This is a genomic window from Pseudomonas sp. CFBP13509 (genome assembly GCF_005233485.1).
GTDB lineage: Bacteria > Pseudomonadota > Gammaproteobacteria > Pseudomonadales > Pseudomonadaceae > Aquipseudomonas > Aquipseudomonas marginalis.
Genome location: NZ_QGAA01000003.1, coordinates 107,957 through 130,180, shown reverse-complemented (window position 1 = coordinate 130,180; position 22,224 = coordinate 107,957). Strand labels below are relative to the sequence as shown.

The 22,224-nt window shown below is 61.6% G+C and carries 23 protein-coding genes; 11 read left to right on the top strand and 12 right to left on the bottom strand.

What is annotated here, in order from left to right:
* Nucleotides 1-138 precede the first annotated feature (138 nt).
* Complete coding sequence (locus PspCFBP13509_RS06475; RefSeq protein WP_065926694.1) at nucleotides 139-1,812, top strand: putative bifunctional diguanylate cyclase/phosphodiesterase; 1,674 nt, start codon at nucleotides 139-141, stop codon at nucleotides 1,810-1,812.
* On the opposite strand, the gene PspCFBP13509_RS06470 is transcribed toward PspCFBP13509_RS06475, so the two are convergent.
* On the bottom strand, nucleotides 1,809-3,221 hold the full coding sequence (locus tag PspCFBP13509_RS06470; RefSeq protein ID WP_065926693.1) for a NorM family multidrug efflux MATE transporter: 1,413 nt from the start codon (nucleotides 3,219-3,221) through the stop codon (nucleotides 1,809-1,811). The two genes, PspCFBP13509_RS06475 and PspCFBP13509_RS06470, sit on opposite strands and share 4 nt — an antisense overlap.
* 152 nt (nucleotides 3,222-3,373) lie before the next feature.
* Between PspCFBP13509_RS06470 and PspCFBP13509_RS06465 the strand changes: the two genes are divergently transcribed.
* Entirely contained in the window at nucleotides 3,374-4,294 is a 921-nt protein-coding gene (locus PspCFBP13509_RS06465) for a LysR substrate-binding domain-containing protein (protein WP_065926692.1), read from the top strand.
* Between the two features lie 177 nt (nucleotides 4,295-4,471).
* A complete protein-coding gene (locus PspCFBP13509_RS06460) occupies nucleotides 4,472-6,448 on the top strand; it encodes a methyl-accepting chemotaxis protein (protein ID WP_137211711.1) in 1,977 nt (658 codons plus the stop codon).
* 60 nt (nucleotides 6,449-6,508) lie between these two features.
* Here the strand turns inward: PspCFBP13509_RS06460 and PspCFBP13509_RS06455 are convergent, their stop codons facing one another.
* Together PspCFBP13509_RS06455 and PspCFBP13509_RS06450 are read right to left on the bottom strand one after the other, a co-directional pair.
* Nucleotides 6,509-8,005: a YifB family Mg chelatase-like AAA ATPase gene (locus PspCFBP13509_RS06455; RefSeq protein ID WP_074847967.1), complete on the bottom strand. Its 1,497-nt coding sequence runs from the start codon at nucleotides 8,003-8,005 to the stop codon at nucleotides 6,509-6,511.
* A 215-nt stretch (nucleotides 8,006-8,220) separates the two neighbouring features.
* On the bottom strand, nucleotides 8,221-8,481 hold the full coding sequence (locus PspCFBP13509_RS06450; RefSeq protein WP_027608312.1) for an accessory factor UbiK family protein: 261 nt from the start codon (nucleotides 8,479-8,481) through the stop codon (nucleotides 8,221-8,223).
* A 422-nt stretch (nucleotides 8,482-8,903) separates the two neighbouring features.
* On the opposite strand from PspCFBP13509_RS06450, the gene glnK reads away from it, so the two are divergent.
* From glnK to sutA, 4 genes are all read left to right on the top strand, one after another.
* Nucleotides 8,904-9,242 (top strand): P-II family nitrogen regulator, encoded by a 339-nt coding sequence (gene glnK / locus PspCFBP13509_RS06445; RefSeq protein ID WP_002555808.1) that lies wholly within the window; start codon nucleotides 8,904-8,906, stop codon nucleotides 9,240-9,242.
* A gap of 34 nt (nucleotides 9,243-9,276) precedes the next feature.
* Nucleotides 9,277-10,614 (top strand): ammonium transporter, encoded by a 1,338-nt coding sequence (locus tag PspCFBP13509_RS06440; protein WP_027608313.1) that lies wholly within the window; start codon nucleotides 9,277-9,279, stop codon nucleotides 10,612-10,614.
* Between the two features lie 199 nt (nucleotides 10,615-10,813).
* A complete protein-coding gene (locus PspCFBP13509_RS06435; RefSeq protein WP_065926688.1) occupies nucleotides 10,814-11,239 on the top strand; it encodes a secondary thiamine-phosphate synthase enzyme YjbQ in 426 nt (141 codons plus the stop codon).
* A gap of 101 nt (nucleotides 11,240-11,340) precedes the next feature.
* Nucleotides 11,341-11,667: a transcriptional regulator SutA gene (gene sutA / locus PspCFBP13509_RS06430; protein WP_027608315.1), complete on the top strand. Its 327-nt coding sequence runs from the start codon at nucleotides 11,341-11,343 to the stop codon at nucleotides 11,665-11,667.
* A 195-nt stretch (nucleotides 11,668-11,862) separates the two neighbouring features.
* On the opposite strand, the gene PspCFBP13509_RS06425 is transcribed toward sutA, so the two are convergent.
* The 6 genes from PspCFBP13509_RS06425 to lptM are packed head-to-tail and all read right to left on the bottom strand — an operon-like array spanning nucleotide 11,863 to nucleotide 16,451.
* The gene (locus PspCFBP13509_RS06425; protein ID WP_074847965.1) at nucleotides 11,863-12,558 is read right to left on the bottom strand and encodes an HAD family hydrolase; all 696 of its coding nucleotides are present in this window, start codon (nucleotides 12,556-12,558) and stop codon (nucleotides 11,863-11,865) included.
* Complete coding sequence (gene xerC, locus PspCFBP13509_RS06420) at nucleotides 12,555-13,454, bottom strand: tyrosine recombinase XerC (RefSeq protein WP_065926686.1); 900 nt, start codon at nucleotides 13,452-13,454, stop codon at nucleotides 12,555-12,557. The genes PspCFBP13509_RS06425 and xerC overlap by 4 nt, the downstream gene beginning before the upstream one ends.
* Before the next feature lie 2 nt (nucleotides 13,455-13,456).
* Nucleotides 13,457-14,176: a DUF484 family protein gene (locus tag PspCFBP13509_RS06415; RefSeq protein WP_027608318.1), complete on the bottom strand. Its 720-nt coding sequence runs from the start codon at nucleotides 14,174-14,176 to the stop codon at nucleotides 13,457-13,459.
* A 13-nt stretch (nucleotides 14,177-14,189) separates the two neighbouring features.
* Nucleotides 14,190-15,020: a diaminopimelate epimerase gene (gene dapF / locus PspCFBP13509_RS06410; RefSeq protein ID WP_065926685.1), complete on the bottom strand. Its 831-nt coding sequence runs from the start codon at nucleotides 15,018-15,020 to the stop codon at nucleotides 14,190-14,192.
* Nucleotides 15,021-15,023: 3 nt separating this feature from the next.
* A complete protein-coding gene (lysA, locus tag PspCFBP13509_RS06405; protein ID WP_065926684.1) occupies nucleotides 15,024-16,271 on the bottom strand; it encodes a diaminopimelate decarboxylase in 1,248 nt (415 codons plus the stop codon).
* A 9-nt stretch (nucleotides 16,272-16,280) separates the two neighbouring features.
* A complete protein-coding gene (gene lptM / locus PspCFBP13509_RS06400; RefSeq protein ID WP_010207449.1) occupies nucleotides 16,281-16,451 on the bottom strand; it encodes an LPS translocon maturation chaperone LptM in 171 nt (56 codons plus the stop codon).
* A 238-nt stretch (nucleotides 16,452-16,689) separates the two neighbouring features.
* Between lptM and cyaY the strand changes: the two genes are divergently transcribed.
* The 3 genes from cyaY to rnk all read left to right on the top strand — a co-directional run bounded on the left by cyaY (nucleotide 16,690) and on the right by rnk (nucleotide 17,785).
* The gene (cyaY, locus tag PspCFBP13509_RS06395; protein ID WP_065926683.1) at nucleotides 16,690-17,022 is read left to right on the top strand and encodes an iron donor protein CyaY; all 333 of its coding nucleotides are present in this window, start codon (nucleotides 16,690-16,692) and stop codon (nucleotides 17,020-17,022) included.
* Between the two features lie 2 nt (nucleotides 17,023-17,024).
* Nucleotides 17,025-17,243, top strand: coding sequence for a DUF1289 domain-containing protein (locus tag PspCFBP13509_RS06390; RefSeq protein ID WP_027608322.1), 219 nt, complete (start codon nucleotides 17,025-17,027; stop codon nucleotides 17,241-17,243).
* A gap of 131 nt (nucleotides 17,244-17,374) precedes the next feature.
* A complete protein-coding gene (gene rnk, locus PspCFBP13509_RS06385) occupies nucleotides 17,375-17,785 on the top strand; it encodes a nucleoside diphosphate kinase regulator (protein ID WP_053127715.1) in 411 nt (136 codons plus the stop codon).
* Here the strand turns inward: rnk and PspCFBP13509_RS06380 are convergent.
* From PspCFBP13509_RS06380 to PspCFBP13509_RS06370, 3 genes are all read right to left on the bottom strand, one after another.
* The gene (locus tag PspCFBP13509_RS06380) at nucleotides 17,782-20,622 is read right to left on the bottom strand and encodes a class I adenylate cyclase (RefSeq protein WP_137211710.1); all 2,841 of its coding nucleotides are present in this window, start codon (nucleotides 20,620-20,622) and stop codon (nucleotides 17,782-17,784) included. The genes rnk and PspCFBP13509_RS06380 overlap by 4 nt on opposite strands.
* A gap of 167 nt (nucleotides 20,623-20,789) precedes the next feature.
* Nucleotides 20,790-21,044, bottom strand: a complete 255-nt coding sequence (locus PspCFBP13509_RS06375) for a TIGR02647 family protein (RefSeq protein ID WP_027608325.1) — start codon at nucleotides 21,042-21,044, stop codon at nucleotides 20,790-20,792.
* 95 nt (nucleotides 21,045-21,139) lie between these two features.
* On the bottom strand, nucleotides 21,140-21,424 hold the full coding sequence (locus PspCFBP13509_RS06370; protein ID WP_065926681.1) for a hypothetical protein: 285 nt from the start codon (nucleotides 21,422-21,424) through the stop codon (nucleotides 21,140-21,142).
* A 125-nt stretch (nucleotides 21,425-21,549) separates the two neighbouring features.
* On the opposite strand from PspCFBP13509_RS06370, the gene PspCFBP13509_RS06365 reads away from it, so the two are divergent.
* Nucleotides 21,550-22,209, top strand: a complete 660-nt coding sequence (locus PspCFBP13509_RS06365) for a glutathione S-transferase family protein (RefSeq protein WP_137211709.1) — start codon at nucleotides 21,550-21,552, stop codon at nucleotides 22,207-22,209.
* The last annotated feature ends 15 nt before the right edge of the window (nucleotides 22,210-22,224 follow it).

Sequence of the window (22,224 nt, the reverse complement as noted above, 5' to 3'; positions counted from 1 at the left end):
CTTTGCCGCAGGATGTCTGGGTTTTTAAGACAATTGCTTACAGCCTGCGTATTTGATAACCACGATCATTGGTGATTATCAGGCCGCACGTCATAATGCCCGCCGCCAACGAATTTTTGCAGAGTCTAGGGAGCTAGCTTGTCTACGCCTGTCGAACCCTTGCGTTTGCTGCTACTGGCCGATACGCCTGAGTGGGCAGCGTTGTTGCGCGAGTGCCTGGCGCCGATGGGCGATGGGGCTGTGCTGATCAGCGCGCCAAACTGGGACTCGGTGAGTCGTCTGTTCGATGACGACGACAGCGCAGTGCTGTTGACCATGCCCAGCCTGCAACCCGGCCCTGGCCGTTGCAGCTTGCCGTGCGTGTTGTTGTTGGAGCAGGAGCCGCTGGTTCCGCCACTGGGCGTCAGTGACTGGCTGATCCGCAATGCGCTGGACGCCGACACGTTGCGTCGTTGCCTGCGCCATGTGCGTGAGCGGGGGGTGCTGGAAAACACCCTGCAACGCCTGGCCGAGCAGGACCCGCTCACCGGCATCGCCAACCGCCAGGGCTTCCAGACCCTGCTGGCCGCACGGTTGGCCGAGAACGAAGGTCGCGGCCTGGCCCTCGGTCACCTGGACCTCGATAATTTCCGCCATGCCAACGATGCCCTCGGCCACCAGGCCGGCGACCGCCTGATCCTGCAAGTGGTCTCGCGGCTCAAGAGCCAGCTGGAAGCCGGCGATCAACTGGCGCGCCTGGGCAGCGACGAATTCGCCCTGCTGATCGATACGCGCCGCGCGCCCCAGCGTGCGGAGTGGATGGCCGAGCGCATCACCGAAGCCATGGCCGAGCCGTATTGGGTGGATGGCGAAAGCCTGCTGATCGGCTGCAGCCTGGGTGTGGCCCATGCCCGCGCCCGTGCCGGCGCCGACCCGCTGATGTGGCACGCCCATATCGCCATGCAGCAAGCCAAGAGCACCCAGGGCTGTACCTTTCATATCTTCAACGAACGCATCAACCGCAACGCGCGCAGCCTGGCCGACCTGGAAAGCGAGCTGCGCCGTGCCTTGCGCCGTGATGAGCTGGAGCTGCATTACCAGCCGCGCCTCGACCTCGACGACGGGCATATCGTCGGCCTGGAAGCCCTGGTGCGCTGGCGCCACGGCGAGCGCGGCCTGTTGCCGCCGAGTGAATTCGTGCCCCTGGCCGAACAGAGCGGCCTGATTGTACCGTTGGGTTACTGGGTGATTTCCCGGGCCCTGCGTGACATGCAAGACCTGCGCGAACGCGGCCTGCCGCCGCTGCATATGGCGGTCAACCTGTCGTTTCGCCAGTTCCAGGACAGCCAGCTGCTTTCTACACTGAGCCGGCTGATCAGCGAGCGCGGCGTGGAAGCGCAATGGTTGGAGTTCGAACTGACCGAAACCGCCGTGATGCGCCGCAGTGACCTGGTCAAGCAGACCATGGACGCCCTTGGTCGCCTGGGTGTGCGGTTTTCCCTGGATGACTTCGGTACCGGTTTCTCGTCGTTTGTGCACCTCAACAGCCTGCCGATTGCCTTGTTGAAGATCGACAAAAGCTTTGTCGGCGGCATGGAGGAGCGCGAAGAGAACCGCAAACTGGTGCACGCGATGATCAACCTGGCGCACAACCTCAATCTGGAAGTGGTGGCCGAAGGTGTGGAAACCCCCGAGCAACTGGCGCTATTGCGGCTGTTCGGCTGCGACCAGGCCCAGGGTTACCTGATCAGCAAGCCGCTGCCGTTGCCGGAGCTGGTGGAATACCTGACCTTCGGCGACGGCAAGCACACCCGCGTGAGCGAGGGTCTCTAGTCGGCCTGTACCGCCTGAAAGCCGGTGTCGGCTTCGGGCGCCGGGCCTTCCCGGCGAATCATCCGCTTCATCTTCGCTTCAAACGCCCAGGTCAGGCTTATCGCGGCGCAGGCCAGTCCCAGTGCCAGGCCCCACCACACGCCGGTTGGCCCCCAGCCCAACGTGAAAGCCATCAGCCAGGCCGAGGGTGCGCCAATCAACCAGTAGCAGCCCGCACCGATCAGGAACGTGGTCTTGGCGTCCTTGAGCCCGCGAATGCAACCCATGGCGATGGTTTGCACGCCGTCGAACAGCTCGAACCACGCGGCGACGGCCAGCAGGCTCACGGCCAGGACGATCACGTCGTGGAACGCCGGGTTGTCGTGGTCGATCAGCAGTCCTATGAGCGGCTCGGAAAACAGCCACAGCACCGCCGCGAATCCCAGCATTATCGCCGCGCCAAAGCCTATGCCGACACGCCCGGCCATGCGTGCGTGCACCAACTGTCCGGCGCCATAATGCTGGCCGATGCGCATGGTCACCGCGTAGGACATCCCCGCCGGCACCATAAAGGCCACCGATACGATTTGCAGGGCGATCTGGTGCGCTGCCAACTGCGTGCTGCCCATGGTGCCCATGCACAGGGCTGCAAAGGCAAACAGCCCGACCTCCACCGCATAGGTGCCGCCGATCGGCAGGCCCAGGCGCCACAACTCGCGCAGATATTGGGTGTTGAGGTGCAGCAGCCCTGTACTCAGCGGGTAGGCGGCATAGGCCCGGTTGCTGCGGATGTACCACATCAACGCCAGCGCCATGCTGTTGGCGACAATCGCCGTGACCAGGCCGATGCCCATCAAGCCGAGCTTGGGCAGGCCGAACATGCCTTCGATCAGTGCGTGGTTGAGCAGGTAGTTGACCACTGTACCGCCGAGGCTGATCACCATCACCGGAGTGGCTTTGCCGATGGCGCTGGTAAAGCCGCGCAGGGCCATGAAGCTCAGGTAGCCGGGCAGGGCAAACGGCAGCATGGTCAGAAATTGCCCGGCCGAATGTACGTTGGTCTCGGTCTGGCCGAACATCAGCAGCACCGGCTTGAGGTTCCACAGCAGCAGGGCCGCCGCCAGGGCCATCAGCCAGGCCAGCCACAGCCCGGCCTGGGTCAGGCGGGTGGCACCTTCGATATCGCCCGCGCCGTGGCGGATCGCAACCAAGGTGCCCACGGCGGCAATCACGCCGATACAGAAAATCGCGACGAACGAATAGCTTGCGGCACCCAGGCCGCCACCGGCCAGGGCTTCGGGGCTCAGGCGCGCCATCATCAGGGTGTCGGTCAACACCATCAGCATGTGCGCCAACTGCGAGGCAATCAACGGCCCTGACAGCCGCAGAATGGCCCAGAGTTCGGTACGTGCCGGATGCTGCATGATCATCACGCTCAAAAAGTCAGAGGGTTGGGGAAGGGCTGATTCTCGGCGCTCTCAGCCCATTGCACAAAGGGATAAATGCGATCGTTTGCATGATTAAAACTCATGCTTGATTGATTCTGGTAGGGTTTCAGTATTGCGCTGTCGGAGCTTTCCTCATGTCTCGTCGTCTTCCTCCTCTTTATGCCTTGCGCGCGTTTGAAGCGGCCTCCCGACACAGCTCTTTCACCCGCGCGGCCGAGGAGTTGTCGATCACCCAAAGTGCGGTGAGCCGACATATCCGCACGCTTGAAGAGCATTTCGCCTGCCGGCTGTTCCAGCGCAATGGCCGCACCTTGCAGCTCACTGAAGCGGCGCGTCTGTTGTTGCCCGGTGTGCGCGAAGGGTTCGCGGCGCTGGAGCGCGCCTGCCATACCTTGAATGCCGAAGATGACATCCTGCGCATGAAGGCCCCCTCCACATTGACCATGCGCTGGCTGCTGGCGCGACTCAGCCGCTTCCGGGCGCTGCAGCCGGGCAATGAGGTGCAACTGACCAGCGCCTGGATGAGCGTGGACGAGGTGGACTTCAACCAGGAGCCGTTCGATTGCGCGGTGTTATTGAGCTACGGGCATTTTCCAGCGGATTGGGAAGCCAGCTATCTGTTCCCCGAGCTGTTGATACCGGTGGGTGCACCGAACCTGTTGAACGACGGTCCTTGGGACGTGACCCGCCTGGCCGGCGCCGAGTTACTGCACCCCACACCCGACCGCCGGGACTGGCGCAATTGGCTGGAGCGCATGGGGCTATCGTCCCAGGTGTCGCTCAAAGGCGGGCAGGTGTTCGATACCTTGGAGCTGGGCATGATCGCCGCCGCCCGCGGTTATGGCGTGTCGATGGGCGACCTGCTGATGGTGGCCGAGGATGTGGCGCAGGGACGCTTGAGCTTGCCGTGGCCGACTGCGGTAGCGAGTGGGGAAAATTACTATTTGGTGTGGCCGAAAACCCGTCCAGGGGGTGAGCGCTTGCGGCGTCTGGCGGATTTCCTCCAGAGCGAGGTGCAGGCCATGGTTTTACCCGACGTCGAACGGCTCAATTGAGGGGTTTTGACTCAGCGACGCAACCGTTTGCGTGATACCCCTGCGATTCGCTCAAGTATTGCAAAACGCCGCCGAAGTAGGTGTGTTGGAACCATCGTGCACCAACGTTTCCCACCAGATAATTTGCCGAGCAGCGCTATGAGATCAGGATGATCCTGGCCTCGGCCAGGAGCTGTCATGTCTCAACCTCGCGCCCGGATTGCCTCCCAGTTAGGTCTCGCGTTAGCCGTGATTTTGGCTGTCGTCATCAGCGGCAGTACTGTTTTCGCCTTGCGTTCCCTCGATTCCGCCAACCTCGATACCCGCGAGGAGCACCTGGCCAGCGAGGCGCGCTTGCTTGCCGACCAACTCAATACCTTCCACAGCACGTTGCGCGAGAGCACCCAGCGTTTGAGCGGGCTGTTTGAAAAACGTTTCGGTGCCGGGTTGAGCGTGCATGTGGACCAACCCGTGAGCGTGGCCGGTGTTCAGACGCCCAGCCTGTACCTGGGCAACGAGGTGTTGAACAACAACTTTGATGAGGTGGACGAGTTCAAGCAAATGTCTGGCGGCGTGGCCACCGTATTTGTGCGCAGTGGCGACGACTTCATCCGTATCAGCACGTCCCTGACCAAGCAGGATGGCAACCGCGCCATCGGCACCGTCCTCGACCGTCAGGGCCCGGCCTACCAGCGCGTTGTGGGTGGGCAGACCTACATCGGCAGGGCGGTGTTGTTCGATCGTTCCTACATGACCCAGTACAGCCCGGTGCGTGACAGCGGCGGTAAGGTTATCGCCGTGCTGTTCATCGGTTTTGACTACACCGATGCGCAGAATGCCCAATTCGAAAACCTCAAGCGCTTCCGAATTGGCCAGACCGGCTCCCTTGCACTGCTGGATGAGCAAAAGCACTGGCTAGTGGCACCCGCCAGCGTGCAGGCGTTGGATCAATCGGTGCCGGTGATGCTGGACCTGGCCAAGACCCCGGGCAAAGGTCGCTTCTGGAGCGACAAGAACGAAGATTTCTATAGCGTTTCGGTACCGTTCGAAGGCGGCCCGTGGGCCGTGGTTGCGAGCATGCCGAAAGCTGAAATCCGCGCGGTGACCTGGGCCGTGGGGATTCGCCTGGTGATCGGCAGCGTGCTGGCGATGTTGCTGGCGGTGGGCGCCACGGTCTGGCTGCTGCGCAGCAAGCTGCAACCGCTGAGTGACTTGGTACACCAGGCCGAAGCCTTGGGTGCGGGCGACTTGAGCGCACGCCTCAACGTATCCAGCCATGACGAAATCGGCCAACTGGCGCGCAGCTTCAATCAGATGGGTGAAGCGCTGTCGACGATGGTTTCCCATATCCGCAAGGCGGCCGAGGAGGTCAATAGTCGGGCCCAGGCGTTGTCCGGTCTGTCCGGTGGGGCCTATGACGGCATGGAGCAGCAGTCCGGCGAAATCACCAGCATGGCCGGCGCGGTGGAAGAGTTCAGTGCCACCTCGCTGAACATTGCCGACAACATGGGCAACACCGAGCGCCTGGCCCAAGAAAATGCCCAGCAAACCCGCATTGGTCGCAATTCGATGCAGGAGGCGTCGTCGTCGCTGGAACATATCGCGACCGCGCTGAACAGCACGGCCACAGTGATCAATACCCTGGGCCAGCGCTCCCAGGAAATCGGCGGCATCGTCGGTGTGATCACGTCCATCGCCGAACAGACCAACCTGTTGGCGCTCAACGCGGCCATCGAGGCTGCACGCGCTGGTGAACAGGGCCGTGGGTTTGCCGTGGTGGCTGATGAAGTACGCAACCTGGCATCGCGCACCCGCGAAGCCACCGATGAAATTTCCGGGATGATCCAGAGCATCCAGCGGGAAACCGGTAACGCCATCAGCACTATGGAACACGGCAACACGCTGATGCAGGAAGGCTTGTCGCGCAACGCCGACGTAGCCTCGGCCCTGGCGCGCATTGATGAGCAGAGCCGCTCGGCCGGCCAGCAATTCGCCGCGATCACCACCGCCACCCAAGAGCAGAGCAGCACCGCGACCTTGCGCAGCAGCAACTTGCAGAGCATTGCGCTGGCCAACAGCGAGCAACGTGAAGTGGTGTCCAACCTGGCGATTACCGCCAAGGAACTGGAGACGTTGGCGGCGAGCCTGCGCCATGAGGTGGATCGCTTTCGCTGAGCCACCGTTTTCCAAGATGTGGGAGGCTTGCCCCCTTCCACATTTGGCGCTGCGCCAAGCTTAAGTGATCGCCGCCGGGCGGTATTGCAGGGCCTCTTTCAGGTGGTCGCGGGTGATGGTCTCTACCTGATCCAGATCCGCCAGGGTGCGCGCCACCTTGAGCAGTCGATGGGCCGCGCGCAGCGATAGGGTCAGTCGTTCACAGGCCGTTTCCAGCCAGTTTTCATCCACCTTCGTGAGCTTGCAGTGCTCGCGCAGCCCCGGCAGATCAAGAAAGGCATTCGCACAGCCCTGGCGCTTTTGCTGATGCTCGCGAGCCTGGGCGACCCGCGCTGAGGCATGGGCGGTATCCTCGCCCGCCTGTTGGATCGGGTTCAGTGCCGTCGTTTCCCTCGCCACGGTCAGGTGCAAGTCAATCCGGTCCAGCAGCGGCCCCGAGAGCTTGTTGCGATACCGCTGAATCTGCTCCGGCGTACAACGACAGCGCCCGCTGGGTTCGCCCATATAGCCGCAAGGGCAGGGGTTCATCGCCGCCACCAGTTGAAAGCGTGCCGGGAAACTTACGCGGTCGCGGGCGCGGGAAATCACGATATGCCCCGACTCCAGCGGTTCGCGCAAAACCTCCAGCACCTTGCGATCAAACTCCGGCAGCTCATCCAGGAACAGCACGCCATGGTGAGCCAGGGTGATTTCCCCAGGCTGTGGTTTCGAGCCGCCGCCCACCAGCGCCGGCCCTGACGCAGAGTGGTGTGGCTGGCGAAACGGCCGGTGTGGCCAATGGCTCAGCGGCGCGAGGCTGACGACGGACTGGATCGCCGCCACCTCAAGAGCTTCCTGTTCGCTCAAGGGGGGCAACAGGCCGGGCAGGCGACTGGCGAGCAAGGTCTTGCCGGTGCCCGGTGGGCCGCTGAACAACAGGTTATGCGCACCCGCTGCGGCGATCAGCAGGGCGCGCTTTGCCGACAATTGGCCCTGCACTTCGCTCAAGTCTGGGTAGGGTTTGTTCAGGTACAGCAAACCATCGGACTTGTAGGGCTCAATCGGCACGTGCCCATTGAGGTGCGCCACCACTTGCAACAAGTGGTCTACCGCAATCACCTTCAACCCCGACGCCAGGCACGCCTCCTCGGCATTCGCCCGAGGCACTATCACGGTGCGCCCGGCCTTGCGCGCCGCCAAAGCCGCCGGTAGCACGCCTTTCACCGCACGCACTTCACCGGACAACGCCAACTCACCCAGGCATTCAATGTCATCGAGCATCAACGCTGGCACCTGCACGCTGGCGGCGAGGATCCCCAGGGCAATCGCCAGGTCAAAACGCCCGCCGTCCTTGGGCAGGTCGGCGGGCGCGAGGTTGAGGGTGATGCGGCGCGCGGGGTATTGCAGGGCCGAGTTGAGGATGGCGCTGCGCACGCGGTCTTTGCTTTCCTTGACGGCGGTTTCGGGCAAACCCACCAGTGTGAGGGACGGCAAGCCATTGGCCATATGCACTTCGACGGTGACGGCAGGGGCTTCGACGCCGATCTGGGCGCGGCTGTGGACGATGGCGAGGGACATGCTCGTTCCTTGAAAGGGGAGGCCGCTTCCTGCGGTTTTTCAAGGGTAGACGAGGTAGGGAAGAGCGAGGCGGGGAGGTTTTACAGAACGTATCCAGAGCAAAAGGTAGAGCGAATGTGGGAGGGGGCTTGCTCCCGATAGCGGGGGGGCAGTCAGCATTGATACCGGCTGATACACCGCCATCGGGAGCAAGCCCCCTCCCACACTGATCGCATTTATTCGGCTGGAGGGGTCAACCGCGCTTCCAGTTCTGCGACTTTCGCTTCCAGGCTCTCCAGCCGCGCACGGGTGCGGGCGAGCACCACCATCTGGCTATCAAACTCTTCCCGGCTCACCAGGTCGAGCTTGCTGAAACCGCTTTGCAGCAAGGCCTTGAACTGGCTTTCGATTTCATTGCGGGGCAGCGGGGTGTCGCCGCTGAACAGGCGAGAGGCGTGGCCGCTCAGGGCGTCGAGGAGGTCTTTGGGCGCGAGCATGGGAAATATTCCGGAAAACTGTTGGCGGGCAGTGTATCACGCAGCGTCTATAGTCTTTTTCACGGCCGGGGTCGCACGCTTTTCGCGCATCAGGCCGGGCGCCTATGCACCGTTTTCGTGCGCATTGCGGGCGCCAGATAGCCCCGCTGGTGGGCTTAAGTGGGCAAAGGACTGATTTCAGTGATTTTTACGGAGCTGGCAAGGTTTCTGCTTAGACGATCATGACCCATGCACTGATGCAGTCGCTGTGACGAATGCAGTGCGCCGACGGATCAGGGGTACAGGTTTCGTCACCAGTGGTTCGCTGGCGTCGCAATGGCAACTGCCCTTGCGACGATGCGTTACAAAGCCAGGCACTGCGCTTAGACTTGAGACGGGTTTGTTTTCCTGGGGCAAGTCCACCAATTCGGGAGAGAGTTTTCATGAAGCTAGTCACTGCCATCATCAAGCCGTTCAAGTTGGACGATGTACGCGAGTCGTTGTCCGAGATCGGCGTGCAGGGCATTACCGTTACTGAGGTCAAGGGCTTCGGTCGGCAGAAGGGTCACACCGAGCTGTATCGCGGCGCGGAATATGTAGTGGATTTCCTGCCGAAGGTGAAGATTGATGTCGCCATTGACGACAAGGATCTTGACCGGGTTATCGAGGCGATAACCAAGGCCGCCAACACCGGCAAGATCGGTGACGGCAAGATCTTCGTGGTCAATCTGGAACAGGCTATTCGCATCCGTACCGGCGAAACCGATACCGACGCAATCTAAGCCGCCAAACCCCAACGCCCCAGGAGAAAACAATATGACTCTGCGTAAATTCGCAGGGCTCGGAGCCCTGTTGTCCATCGTAATGCCAAGCCTGGCCATGGCGGCAGACGAAGTGGCTGCTCCAGTCCTCAACTCCGGTGACACCGCCTGGATGCTCACATCCACCGCGCTGGTGCTGTTCATGACCATTCCAGGCCTGGCGCTGTTCTACGGCGGCATGGTGCGCTCCAAAAATATTCTGTCGGTGATGATGCAGTGCTTCGCCATCACCGGCCTGATCAGCATCCTGTGGGTTGTCTACGGCTACAGCATCGCGTTCGATACCACCGGTATGGAACAGGGTGTGGTCAACTTCAACTCCTTCTTCGGCGGCATGGGCAAGGCGTTCCTGGCGGGTGTGACCCCGGCCAGCATCACCGGGCCGGCTGCGCTGTTCCCGGAAGCCGTGTTCATCACCTTCCAGATGACCTTCGCCATCATCACCCCGGCGCTGATCGTCGGTGCGTTCGCCGAACGCATGAAGTTCTCCGCCATGCTGATCTTCATGGCTATCTGGTTCACTCTGGTCTATGCGCCAATCGCCCACATGGTGTGGAGCGGCAACGGTGGCCTGCTGTGGGACTGGGGCGTGCTGGACTTCGCCGGCGGCACCGTGGTGCACATCAATGCCGGTGTCGCTGGCCTGGTGGCGTGCATCGTGCTCGGCAAGCGTAAAGGCTTCCCGACCACTCCAATGGCGCCTCACAACCTGGGTTACACCCTGGTGGGTGCGGCCATGCTGTGGGTCGGCTGGTTCGGCTTCAACGCTGGCTCTGCGGCTGCGGCCAACGGCACCGCCGGCATGGCGATGCTGGTGACTCAGATTGCTACCGCTGCTGCAGCCCTGGGCTGGATGTTCGCCGAGTGGATTACTCACGGTAAGCCAAGCGCACTGGGCATCGCCTCGGGTGTAGTGGCTGGCCTGGTCGCCGTTACACCGGCCGCCGGCACTGTTGGTCCGATGGGCGCCCTGGTGATCGGCCTGGTGGCCGGTGTGATCTGCTTCTTCTGCGCCACCAGCCTCAAGCGCAAGCTGGGCTACGACGACTCCCTGGACGCATTCGGCGTGCACGGTATCGGCGGTATCGTCGGTGCGATCCTCACCGGTGTGTTTGCAGCCCCTGCATTGGGCGGCTTCGGCACCGTGACTGACATCGCAGCTCAAGTCTGGATCCAGTGCAAAGGTGTCGGCTTCACCGTGATCTATACCGCCATCGTCACCTTCATCATCCTCAAGGTGCTGGACGCGGTCATGGGCCTGCGGGTTACCGAAGAGGAAGAGGCTGTCGGCCTCGACCTGGCGCAACACAACGAACGCGGCTACAACCTGTAAGTACGCGAAAAAAAGATGCCCGGCTTGCCGGGCATTTTTTTGCCTGGCGTTTGTCAGTCATAACAAGCTGTGCCGGTTTTTGCGCAGAGTTTGTCATGCACTTTCCAGCGTGCGAATGTCTTACAGGCACGTAGGCGTATTCGGCACTTTGTTTTTTCCCAGAGCGCGCTAGAATGCGCGCCGATGGGCGGAGAACTGTATGTGGCAACAGACCCTGATTACCCTGCGGGCCAAGCCCCGGGGCTTTCACCTGGTGACTGACGAGTTGCTTGCCGGCTTGCCTGAGCTGAAGGCCTGCCGCGTGGGCCTGTTGCACCTGTGGCTGCAGCACACCTCGGCCTCGTTGACGGTCAACGAGAATGCCGATCCGGCGGTTCGTCGTGACTTCGAGCGTTTTTTCAACTCGCTGGTGCCGCAAGGTTACGCCGGGTTCGAACACAACGACGAAGGTCCGGATGATCTGCCGGCGCACTTCAAGGCCAGTCTCCTGGGCTGCCAGCTGAGTTTGCCGGTCAAGGCCGGCCGCTTGGCGATGGGGACCTGGCAAGGTGTTTATCTGGGCGAGCACCGTGATCATGGCGGTGCTCGTAAAGTCCTCGCCACCTTGCACGGTGATGGGGCATAAGCCACTGGTTATCCGGTGGATGTGATTTTTTTCCGGCAACCTCGACAGAGGGCGAAGCTGGGCTATAACTAATCTGCTTTTCGCAAGTCATGAGGTAGAACATGAGCGACGATGATCTGGAAAACGACGAACTCGAAGTAGGTGACGAAGACGACACCGAAGAAGGTCTTGAAGCGGCGGCGGAAGACGTTGCTGAGGACGACGGTGGTGATGACGCTCCTGTTCCAGCTGCCAAGGGCAAAGCCAAGGCTGCTGTTTCGGTAGATGAATTGCCGAGCGTTGAGGCCAAGAACAAAGAGCGCGATGCCCTGGCCCGTGCGATGGAAGAGTTTCTTGCCAAAGGCGGCAAAGTGGTCGAAGTCGAGCCCAATGTGGTTGCTGACCCGCCCAAGAAGCCGGATAACAAGTACGGCAGCCGACCTATCTAAGGTCAGCCACCTGCTTGTAAGAAAAAGCCCGCCGTCGCTGCGGGTTTTTTCATGCCTGTAATAACCGGCTACAGGTTACCCCCAATCAAGTGTGGGAGGGGGCTTGCTCCCGATTACAGTAGGTCAGTCAATACATCTGGAGACTGATACACCGCTATCGGGAGCAAGCCCCCTCCCACATTTTTCTCACCCGTGTTACTGCCAGCTGCGAAGTAACTCCGGCAACTCCGTCAGGCTGCGAATCTGTGCATCCGGGAGTTTATCCCCTTCCCACACCTTGCCCGACGGGTTGAACCACACTGCCCGCAGCCCCGCCTGCTGAGCCCCGGCAATGTCGTCCCCAGGGTGGTCGCCAACATGCACCGCCGCACTGGCATCTACTCCGCCGCGCTGCAGCGCTTCCTGGAACAGCCGCGCATCCGGCTTGGCGATGCCAATATCTTCAGCGCGTAGCGCAAAGTGAAAGTAGTCCGCCAGGCCAACACGCTGCACATCGGCATTGCCATTGGTGATCACACCCAGCAGAAAATGCTGGCGCAGCGCTTGCAGCATCGGCTCGGCCTCAGGGAAAGGCGTGAGCTGATGGCGGGCGTGAATGAACGCTTCGAAACACACATCGGCCATTTCCGTGGCCTCAGGCTGTGGATAACCGGCCTCTTCAAACGCATGTATCAACACCCGATGGCGCAGGATACTGATGCGGTGTTTGAGTTCGGGATGCCGTTGCAGCACCTGTTGGCGCAGGCTGGCGAAATGCTCCAGGGGCAGGTCGCCCACCTTGGCGGCATGGGTGGCCAGCCATTCGCGCATCGACGCTTCGGCGCTGATGATGACGGGTACGTTGTCCCAGAGCGTGTCGTCCAGGTCGAAGGTGATCAGCTTGATGTTCATGAGTCGCCGTCCTTGATGCGTTTGGCCCGTGGATGGGCGCTGTCGTAGACCGTTGCCAGGTGCTGGAAGTCCAGATGGGTATAGATCTGCGTGGTCTTGATGTCGGAATGGCCAAGCAGTTCCTGCACGGCGCGCAGGTCCTGGGACGATTCCAGCATATGGCTGGCAAAGGAGTGCCGCAGCATATGTGGATGCAGGTTCTGCCCCAGCTCGCGCTCGCCGGCAGCCTTGACCCGTACCTGGATGGCGCGCGGCCCCAGGCGCCGCCCTTGCTGGCTGATAAACACCGCGTCGTCCACCGGATTGGCCAGGGCGCGCAGCGGCAGCCACAGTTGCAGGGCTTCGCGGGCTTTCCTGCCTACCGGCAGCACCCGAGTCTTGCTGCCTTTGCCGAGCACTTGCACCAGGCCGTCGGCCAGGTCCAGTTGATCGAGGTTCAGGCCCGTCAGCTCCGATAGGCGCAGGCCTGAAGAGTAGAACAGTTCGAGGATCGCCTGGTCGCGATGGGCGAGGAAATCGTCCTCCACGGCGCCATCGAGCAATTGCAGGGCACGGTCGGTGTCCAGGGTCTTGGGCAGACGTCGTTCGCCTTTCGGCGGGGACAGGCCGCTGGCCGGGTCGTGGTCGCAGAGGCCTTCGCGATTGAGGTAGTGATACAGGCCACGCACCGCCGACAGCAGGCGCGACAGACTGCGCGAGGACTGGCCCGCCTGGTGCAGCCGTGCGATCAGGCTGCGCAGGCCCTGGATATCCAGGGTCTTCCAGCTGGTGACCTGCTGTTTTTCGCAATACGCCAGGACCTTGTTCAAGTCCCGTCGGTAAGCCTCCAGGGTATGGGGTGACACCTGGCGCTCGTTACGCAGGTGAGCGCAGTAAGCGTCCAGTTGCCGTTCCATGGCTAGCGCACCGCGCGCAGGGCGGTGGTGTGGCGCGGAAGGACGCGGCCCAGTACTTCGGCGATATAGGTGAGGAACAAAGTGCCCACCGAGCTCTTGTAGTGCGCGGGATCGCGGCTGGCGATGGCCAGGACGCCGTGCAGGCCTTGATGGCTGAGAGCGACGACGGCGGTAGAGCCGATCTGCTTGCGCTGTTCGGCGCCGAACAGGAAGTCCAGCTCGTGCTCGCGCAGGGTGCCGCTGATGGTCTTGCCTTCGGAAAGCAGGCCGCCGATCGCGGTTTGCGCGTCGCCGCCACTGACCCAGCGACCCACCGGCATCGGGTTGTCGCTGAACAGGATCAGGCTGACAAACGGCACCTGGAAGTCCTGGCGCAGGCTGTCTTCCACGGCGATGACCGTTTCTTCCAGGCTGGTGGCGTCCATCAGGGTAAGAATCAGACGGCGGGTTTTCTCGAATAGACGGTCGTTGTCGCGGGCGACATCCATCAGGTGCGAGAGCTTGTGGCGCATTTCGATATTGCGCTCGCGCAGGATCTTCATCTGTCGCTCCACCAACGACACGGTGTCGCCGCGCTGGTGGGGGATGCGCAGGGCCGGGAGCAGTTCTTCGTGTTCGACGAAGAAGTCCGGATTAGCCTCAAGGTACGCCGCGACGGCAGCGGCCTCCAGACTTTCGCTCGGGGTAGTTGCTTGTGCGGGTACTTGAGGCTTATCGGTCATTGGCTTGGCTCACTCATAGACGGACCTGTCCTTCGTATACGCGCGAGGCCGGCCCGGTCATCATCACCGGGTGGCCAGGGCCTGCCCACTCGATGGACAGGCGTCCACCGGGCAGGTCGATCAACAGGGGCGAATCCATCCACCCCTGGCTGATCGCGGCCACGGCAGCGGCGCAAGCACCGGTACCGCAGGCCTGGGTTTCGCCGGCGCCGCGTTCCCACACGCGCAATTGCGCGCGGGAACGGTCGATCACCTGCAGGAAACCCACATTGACCCGCGCCGGAAAGCGCGGGTGGTGTTCGATCTTCGGCCCCAGTTCATGCACGGGGGCAGTGTTGATGTCGTTGACCCGTAGCACCGCATGGGGGTTGCCCATGGACACGGCAGCGATGTCGACGGTCTGGCCGTCAACGTCCAGCGGGTAGCTGGCGGCCTGCTCGGTCGCCTGGAACGGAATATCCGCCGGCACCAGGCGCGGCGCGCCCATGTTGACGCTGATCTGGCCGTCGCTGCGGATATCCAGCTCGATCACGCCGCTCTTGGTCTCGACGCGAATCTGCCGCTTGGCGGTCAGGCGCTTGTCCAGCACAAAGCGTGCAAAGCAGCGCGCACCGTTGCCGCACTGTTCCACTTCGGAGCCGTCGGAGTTGAAGATCCGATAACGGAAATCCACCTCCGGGTTGCTTGGCGCCTCGACGATCAGCAATTGGTCGAAGCCAATCCCGGTATGCCGGTCGCCCCACTGTTTAGCGTGCTTGGGCAGGATGTGCGCGTGCTGGCTGACCAGGTCGAGGACCATGAAATCATTGCCCAGCCCGTGCATCTTGGTAAAACGCAGCAGCATGGCTTACTCCGGCAGCAGGCTTTCGCCAGCATACAACTCGGCTACCGTCTCGCGGCGACGCACTTCCAACGCTTGATCACCGTCCACCAACACCTCGGCGGTACGTCCGCGGGTGTTGTAGTTGGAACTCATGACAAACCCGTAGGCACCGGCCGAATGCACGGCCAGCAGGTCGCCTTCTTCCAGGGCCAGTTGACGATCCTTGGCCAGGAAGTCGCCGGTCTCGCAGATCGGGCCGACGATGTCATAGGCGCGTGCTTCGCTGTTGCGAGGCGTCACCGCGGTGACATTCATCCAGGCCTGGTACAGCGCCGGGCGGATCAGGTCGTTCATCGCCGCATCGACGATGGCGAAGTCCTTGTGCTCGGTGTGCTTGAGGTACTCGACCTGGGTCAGCAGCACGCCGGCATTGGCGACGATATAGCGGCCCGGCTCGAACATCAGCGTCAGGTCGCGGCCTTCGATGCGCTCGCGCACGGCCTGGATATAGTCGGCGATCGCCGGTGGCTCTTCATCGCGATAACGCACGCCCACGCCACCACCGAGGTCGATGTGGTGCAGGTAGATGCCGCATTCGCCCAGGCGGTCGATCAATGCCAGCAGGCGGTCGAGGGCATCCAGGAACGGCGGCAGTGTGGTCAGTTGCGAGCCGATATGGCAGTCGACACCCAGCACTTCCAGGTTCGGCAGCTGGGCGGCACGGATGTACACGTCTTCGGCGTCGGCAATGGCGATGCCGAACTTGTTCTCTTTGAGACCGGTGGAAATGTACGGGTGGGTGCCGGCATCGACGTCCGGGTTGACGCGCAGTGAGATCGGCGCACGAACACCCATCTCGGCGGCGACGACTTGCAGGCGTTCCAGCTCGTCGGTGGACTCTACGTTGAAGCAATGTACGCCGACTTCCAGGGCTCGGCGCATGTCTTCGCGGCTCTTGCCTACGCCGGAGAACACGATCTTGTCAGCCTGGCCGCCGGCGGCCAGGACCCGTTCCAGCTCGCCACGGGAGACGATGTCGAAACCGGCGCCCAGACGCGCCAGGACATTCAGTACACCCAGGTTGGAGTTGGCCTTGACGGCGTAGCACACCAGGTGCGGTACGCCATCGAGAGGGTCGGTGAACGAGCGGTATTGGGCTTCGATATGCGCACGGGAGTACACGTAGGTCGGGGTACCAAAGCGCTGGGCAATCGCGGACAACGCCACGCCTTCCGCGAACAGCTCGCCGTCCCGGTAGTTAAAAGCGTCCATGGAGCTCCCTTATTCGTAGGTGTCGTGCTTATGCGCTTTGGAGGGCTTTTGCGACGATTGCGCCTGTTCATTCGGGTCTTTGCTGTCATCGGGCAGGTACAGCGGGCCTTTTTGACCACAGGCACTAACGAGGCAAGCGACCGCGACGAGCGCAGCAAGGGAAGAGATCAGGCGCTTCATGGCGAAATCCTTGAATATGCATTAATTGCGCCCGAGTATACCGACCACCCGCCAGCTTGCCTATGCGCTGAAATACCCGTCCGGCGGGGGTTTGCCGAGATGGTCGGGAAGCGGACTACGCTGGTTGAGGATATTTCACGCCGTCAATCGTGTTGAAATCGGTATCCTTTGCAATCGGCGGGGCTCGCCCGTATCGTGCGGCGCTTGAGCAAAACCAGACACTTTCGAGGTTGCCACAATGAGTTTGACCGAAGCCCGTTTTCACGACCTGGTGGATGCCACCCAAGAGAAGCTGGAAGATATTTTCGACGACAGCGACCTGGATGTGGATCTGGAAAACTCGGCCGGTGTGCTGACCGTCAAGTTCGAGAGTGGCCAGCAACTGATCTTCAGCCGCCAGGAGCCGCTGCGTCAGCTGTGGCTGGCGGCGCGCTCCGGTGGCGTCCACTTCGACTACGACGAAGAAAGCGGCAAATGGCAGTGTGACAAGAGTGAAGAGTTGCTGGGCGAGATGCTCGCGCGCCTGGTCCACGAATATACCGGCGCCGAGCTGGATTTCGACGAGATCTGACCGTGACCCAGCCTGCGCCTGTACGCCCGCCCAAGCCGCTGTTCAGTAATGTCAGCCCGGCGGTGCCGTCACCTTGTATCAGTTTGTGTCGCCTGGACGAGCAAAAAGTCTGCCTCGGCTGCTTCCGCCATGTGGAAGACATCCGTGAATGGCGCTCCGCCGATGATCAGCGGCGCCGAGTGATCGTGGCCCAGGCCGAGCAACGCAAGGCCGCGCCTTGAGCCCGTCTTGTTTATTTACGGTGCTGTGGTAGTGTCCGGATACGCCTCAACTCATCGAGGCCCGTGAGAACCCCGCCTTTTCCTGGCGGGGTTTTGCTTTTTTGTGCAGAAAAAAGGAGTCTGCCTGAATCATGACCGCACCTTCCATCATCCTCACCCGTCTTGATGTGCAGCGTCTTGAGCAATTGATCGACCGTATGGACGAGACGCAGCCGGGCGTTATTGCACTGCAAGCCGAACTCGACCGCGCCGAAGAAGTGGTTGGCCACGATGAAGTGCCTGCAACGGTCGTGACCATGAACTCCAGTGTGCATTGCCGTGAGCAAGGCAGCGGCAAGGACTACCACCTGACCCTGGTCTACCCGAAAGATGCGAATGCCGATGAAGGCAAGATTTCGGTCCTGGCCCCGGTGGGCAGTGCCTTGCTTGGCCTGCAGGTAGGGCAGCACATCGATTGGCCGGCACCGGGCGGCAAGACCCTCAAGCTTGAGCTGCTCAGTGTTGATGGTCAGCCCAAGGATGGCGGCGCCTTCCCTCTCTAGACCTGGCTCAGCGCCTCATTCAGCGCGAGCTCCAGCTCGGCCTTGTAGCGCAGGTACAAATTGCTTGGGCTTTGCACATCACCGAGCAGCCCCGACAGGTCGAGGTCGGTGATGTAGCAGCGGTAGCGCTCGGTTTCCCGGCGTTGCCCGACGATTTCCTGGGCGACCACTGCAAACAGTTGGTCGCCAAACTCCAGCTCGGAAAACTCCCGCTGATTGCAGTACAGGGTTATGCCCACCTGGCCCGGCGCCGCCTTGCCGATAATCGCCTGCACGTCATAAAACGGTTTGTTCGCGGGGTTCTGCGGGGCTGGCCGCGGCTCCACCCCACGCGCGCGCGTGCTGCCTGACGGCAGCAGTTGGTAGTACAAGATTTGCACCTCACCCAACGGTTGTTGCGTGTCCAGGGGCGACAGTGCTTCCCGGCGATAGATGATCGACTGCAAAAAGCGCTGCAACGGCGCCAACAGGCTCTGCTCATCATGAAACGGCAAGCGTTGCTGCCAGAGCGCGTTGAATTCATCCAGCACATACAGCTCGGCGAAGCCTTCGTTGACCCGGTAGAACACTTGCACGCAATCGGCCATGCCCATGGGCAGCAACAGCGCCAGGTCGTGGTCTTCCAGGGCCATGGCATCCAGGTGCAACGGGCTGTAGCTGGCCAATTCTTCGCTGAGGTAGGCGACCAGCGCATCCTGGGTCGCCAGTGATACGTGGGTGGCCTGGCCGGGCATCAACTCCATCACGTGATAGTGCTGCTGTACCTGGAGCAAGTAGCGGTGATTGCCCTGACCCAGCAGCAGGTTCTGTGCGGTGTCGAAGATTTCTTCCACTCGCTGGGCAATGAACTGCGCGCGGTTGTGACAGAAGCAGCGCACCCGCAGCCGAGGCAGATGATCCGACGGCAGTTGATTGAGGTAGTCGCGCAGGCAATCGAGCAGGGCATGGGGGCCGTCGTAGCGGCTGACCATCACCTCGTTCCAGCTGTTGAGCGTGACCTGATCGAGGGTCAGTACCAGGTTGTCTCGCACACCGGCATAGCTCAGGGAGTCGGTGCGCTCGGTGGTCATCAGGATATTCAGGTCGCGATGATGCTTGAGCGGGTCGACGCCGACGTTGATCAGCAGCAACACTTCCTCGGGCACCGCCGAGCGCAGCAGGCGCGCTTCATCAACGCTGGCCAGGGGTAGGGCGATAGCCTGCTGCAGGCTGCCCAGCAGGTTGAACAGCTCGAATTCGGTCATGTCGCTGGTGCCGGGGTGCAGCGCCAGGCGCGTGCTGCTGTCGATGACGCCGTTGCGGTGGCACCAGGTGAGCATTTCCAACAGGTCGCGGCTGCGCTTGATCGGCGCGAAGTGCTCCCATTCCAGGGCTGTGAGATTACCGTTGTACAGGCCCCAGTGGTGCTGGCCGGGCTCCTTGCGGTTGGGCGATTGCACCAGGGTCAGGGTGTCTTCGGCCAGGTCCGGGGCGATGCCGGGGTTGATGAATTCAACCTTGCCGGCCTTGCGTTCAAAGGCGGCATACAGGCGCCGTCCCAGCACATTGAGGTCGCGCTTGTTGATCAGGCTGACCGTCTGTTCGGTCCGGGCGAACTGGGTCAGGAAGCGATAGCTGTAGTTCAGCTCGCTGACCAGGGCACGGCGCTCGGAGGCCACCTGGCGTACTTTCCACTGGCTGCGGCTGTCCAGCAGCGCCAGTTGGCGTTGGTCCCAGCCCCACTCGTGGGCCAGGCGCTCCAGCAACAGCCGCTGCCAACTGGTGCTGCGCTGACCGGCGCTGAGCTTGCGGTTGACCTTCAGGTACAGGGCGCGACGCACCAGCTCCAGGCGCTCCGGCTCGTTGCGTGCCTTGAGATATTCCTCGATACGGCGGTACACCACGATGTACGGGTCCAGCTCATCCAGGTCCATCTGGTTGGCGAACACCGCGCGCTTGAAGCGCAGGCTCAGGCAGTGCACGTTCGGGTGCTCGCTGGCGTAGACCTCGGTCAATAGCAGCTTGAGCACCGACTTGTAGGGCGACTCGATGCCCTTGAACAGTTGCCACAGCCCGGCACCGATGAATTCACCGGGAGGGATACGCGCCATGTGGCCGAGGTCGAGGGTTTCATCGGCGCGGATAAAACGCTTGGAGATCAGCGTGTGGGTGAATTCCGCATAGCGGGCCTCTTCATACACCGGCACCAGCCACCAGATCGGCGTACGCCCGGCCAGCCAGATGGCTGTGCGGTAAAACTCGTCCAGCAACAGGTAATGCTGGGTCGTGCCGCAGTCGTCGGAGCTGAGTTGGGTGTCGCGCTCGCCGAGTACAAAGCGCGTCGGCTCAATCAGGAAGAAGTGCGCTTCTGCGCCCATGCCCAGGGCCCAGGCTTCCAGCAGTTGGCATTTTTTACGCAGCTCCGCGAGCTCGTTTTCGCCCAGGTCGGGTGCGTGGCACACCCACACATCCATGTCGCTCTGGTCGGCCTGGGCGAGGGTGCCGAGGCTGCCCATCAGGAACAGACCGTGGATCGGTTTGGGTTGATTGACTGGACGCGGCTTATAAGAGAACGAGCGGGTCAGGCGCTGGACTTCCGTGAGTGCCTGGGCGTCGGGCTCGAAGTTCGACAGCCCGGCCGGCGTACTGCCCGATACATACCCCGGCAACAGTGGGTGATTGACGTGAAAAAACAGCGGCAGCAGGGTCAGCACGCTTTGCTGGCGCGGCGTCAGCCCTTCGACGGCACGAGCCATGCGACCTTCATTGAGGGCCATGAAGCGCGCACGCAATTGGGCCAGCACCTTGCGGTCGATGCCTTCGTCCAGGTCAGGGCGGATTTCATGGGTGCGGGTCATGTCGAACTCGGTGGCTCGCAGGGCCCGACGCGGGCGGCCATGTAGGAGTTTACAGCCAGTCGCGTAGGAGGTTTAGAGGGAAATGGTTTTTGACGTCAAAAAGCGGGCCGTTGCACAACAGTGCCCTCGGAGTCCGCAAGAGCCGGACTCCATGGGCGGTATACGGATCAGGCGGCTTCTTTGGTGTTGGCGGTGCTCAGGATGGTCAGCAGGGTTTGGGCCTGCTCTGCAGCGTCCCGGCCAAGGCTGGTCAGGTAGCCTCCGTCCGGTTGATCGATAAGTCCTTTCGCATGGAGGCGCTTGGCAGCGGCGATGGCAGAGGGAGCGGCGGTCTGATGGACTTTCAGACCTTCCTTGGTGCTGTCCAAGGGGAAGAGTACAAGGATTTCCAGTTCGGCAACCAACTCAGGGGTATACGACATAAGGACTCCAGACTTTCTAAAATTTATTAGAGGCTAGCAGGCCATAAGGTGAACGCACTTTGCCGAACTGTCCAGCGTGTTGCGGTGTGCCGGGATTATTCCTTTTCGGGCGGCAGCTCAGGCAGTGCCCGCAGCGCTGTTTCATACCATTCGGTATTGAATGCGCGGTCATCATCCAGCATCGCGTCGATCTCGAAAGCCAACACATGAGCCATGAGATTCAGGATCTCTTCACGTTCATAGCCCACCAGGGTCAGTTTATTGAAAGTGGCCTTGGCTGCGGGCGGATTGTCGCTTTCGATCTGGTTTTCGATCGCTTCGATCAAGGTGTTTTCGGTGAACTCTTCTTCGTCGCTGTCGATATCGGTCGGCTCGCTCATGGCAGGCTCCTCAAGGAAAGGGCGCCAGTCTACCCCCATTCAGGCAGGTGATGCTGCTGGTCAGGACCGGCCCTGGGATCTATAACTCCTGCAGCCAACCCCGCACACGGCCTGGAGGCTTTGCGATGCTCAAGCTTTACGGATTCTCGGTCAGCAACTACTACAACATGGTGAAACTGGCACTGCTGGAGAAAGGCCTGGCTTTTGAGGAGGTGCCCTTTTATGCCGGGCAAACCCCTGAAGCCCTGGCGGTCAGCCCGCGTGGCAAGGTGCCGGTGCTGGGCGTGAAGCAGGGGTTTATCAACGAAACCAGTGTGATCCTCGAATACATCGAGCACTCCCAGGAAGGCCCGTCGCTGTTGCCGGCCGACCCGTTCCAGCGTGCCCAAGTGCTGGCGTTGTGCAGGGAAATCGAGCTGTACATCGAATTGCCCGCCCGCGCGTGTTTTGCCGAGGCATTTTTCGGTATGCCGGTGCCGGAGGCGATCAAGGCGAAATCCAGGGCTGAGTTGCTGCTGGGGATCGGCTCTTTAGGCCGTCACGGCAAGTTCGCGCCTTTTGTGGCGGGGGAGGGCTTTACGATTGCGGATCTGTATTTCATGTACAGCGTGAACCTCGCCTGTGCGGTGGGCGAGAAGCTGTTTGGCCTGGACCTGTTGGCTGAATTGCCGGCGGCCAGAGCGTTGCTGGAGCGACTGCATGCCATGCCTAATGCGCAGAAGGTGGCGGCGGACAGGGAGGCCGCGATGCCGGCGTTCATGGCGATGATTGCGGCCAAAAAATGATCAAATGTGGGAGAG

Coding starts and splice junctions, on each gene's coding strand:
- PspCFBP13509_RS06470 (WP_065926693.1), bottom strand. CDS start 3,221: ATGATCATGCAGCATCCGGCACGTACCGAACTCTGGGCCATTCTGCGG.
- PspCFBP13509_RS06465 (WP_065926692.1), top strand. CDS start 3,374: ATGTCTCGTCGTCTTCCTCCTCTTTATGCCTTGCGCGCGTTTGAAGCG.
- PspCFBP13509_RS06460 (WP_137211711.1), top strand. CDS start 4,472: ATGTCTCAACCTCGCGCCCGGATTGCCTCCCAGTTAGGTCTCGCGTTA.
- PspCFBP13509_RS06455 (WP_074847967.1), bottom strand. CDS start 8,005: ATGTCCCTCGCCATCGTCCACAGCCGCGCCCAGATCGGCGTCGAAGCC.
- PspCFBP13509_RS06450 (WP_027608312.1), bottom strand. CDS start 8,481: ATGCTCGCGCCCAAAGACCTCCTCGACGCCCTGAGCGGCCACGCCTCT.
- glnK (WP_002555808.1), top strand. CDS start 8,904: ATGAAGCTAGTCACTGCCATCATCAAGCCGTTCAAGTTGGACGATGTA.
- PspCFBP13509_RS06440 (WP_027608313.1), top strand. CDS start 9,277: ATGACTCTGCGTAAATTCGCAGGGCTCGGAGCCCTGTTGTCCATCGTA.
- PspCFBP13509_RS06435 (WP_065926688.1), top strand. CDS start 10,814: ATGTGGCAACAGACCCTGATTACCCTGCGGGCCAAGCCCCGGGGCTTT.
- sutA (WP_027608315.1), top strand. CDS start 11,341: ATGAGCGACGATGATCTGGAAAACGACGAACTCGAAGTAGGTGACGAA.
- PspCFBP13509_RS06425 (WP_074847965.1), bottom strand. CDS start 12,558: ATGAACATCAAGCTGATCACCTTCGACCTGGACGACACGCTCTGGGAC.
- xerC (WP_065926686.1), bottom strand. CDS start 13,454: ATGGAACGGCAACTGGACGCTTACTGCGCTCACCTGCGTAACGAGCGC.
- PspCFBP13509_RS06415 (WP_027608318.1), bottom strand. CDS start 14,176: ATGACCGATAAGCCTCAAGTACCCGCACAAGCAACTACCCCGAGCGAA.
- dapF (WP_065926685.1), bottom strand. CDS start 15,020: ATGCTGCTGCGTTTTACCAAGATGCACGGGCTGGGCAATGATTTCATG.
- lysA (WP_065926684.1), bottom strand. CDS start 16,271: ATGGACGCTTTTAACTACCGGGACGGCGAGCTGTTCGCGGAAGGCGTG.
- lptM (WP_010207449.1), bottom strand. CDS start 16,451: ATGAAGCGCCTGATCTCTTCCCTTGCTGCGCTCGTCGCGGTCGCTTGC.
- cyaY (WP_065926683.1), top strand. CDS start 16,690: ATGAGTTTGACCGAAGCCCGTTTTCACGACCTGGTGGATGCCACCCAA.
- rnk (WP_053127715.1), top strand. CDS start 17,375: ATGACCGCACCTTCCATCATCCTCACCCGTCTTGATGTGCAGCGTCTT.
- PspCFBP13509_RS06380 (WP_137211710.1), bottom strand. CDS start 20,622: ATGACCCGCACCCATGAAATCCGCCCTGACCTGGACGAAGGCATCGAC.
- PspCFBP13509_RS06375 (WP_027608325.1), bottom strand. CDS start 21,044: ATGTCGTATACCCCTGAGTTGGTTGCCGAACTGGAAATCCTTGTACTC.
- PspCFBP13509_RS06370 (WP_065926681.1), bottom strand. CDS start 21,424: ATGAGCGAGCCGACCGATATCGACAGCGACGAAGAAGAGTTCACCGAA.
- PspCFBP13509_RS06365 (WP_137211709.1), top strand. CDS start 21,550: ATGCTCAAGCTTTACGGATTCTCGGTCAGCAACTACTACAACATGGTG.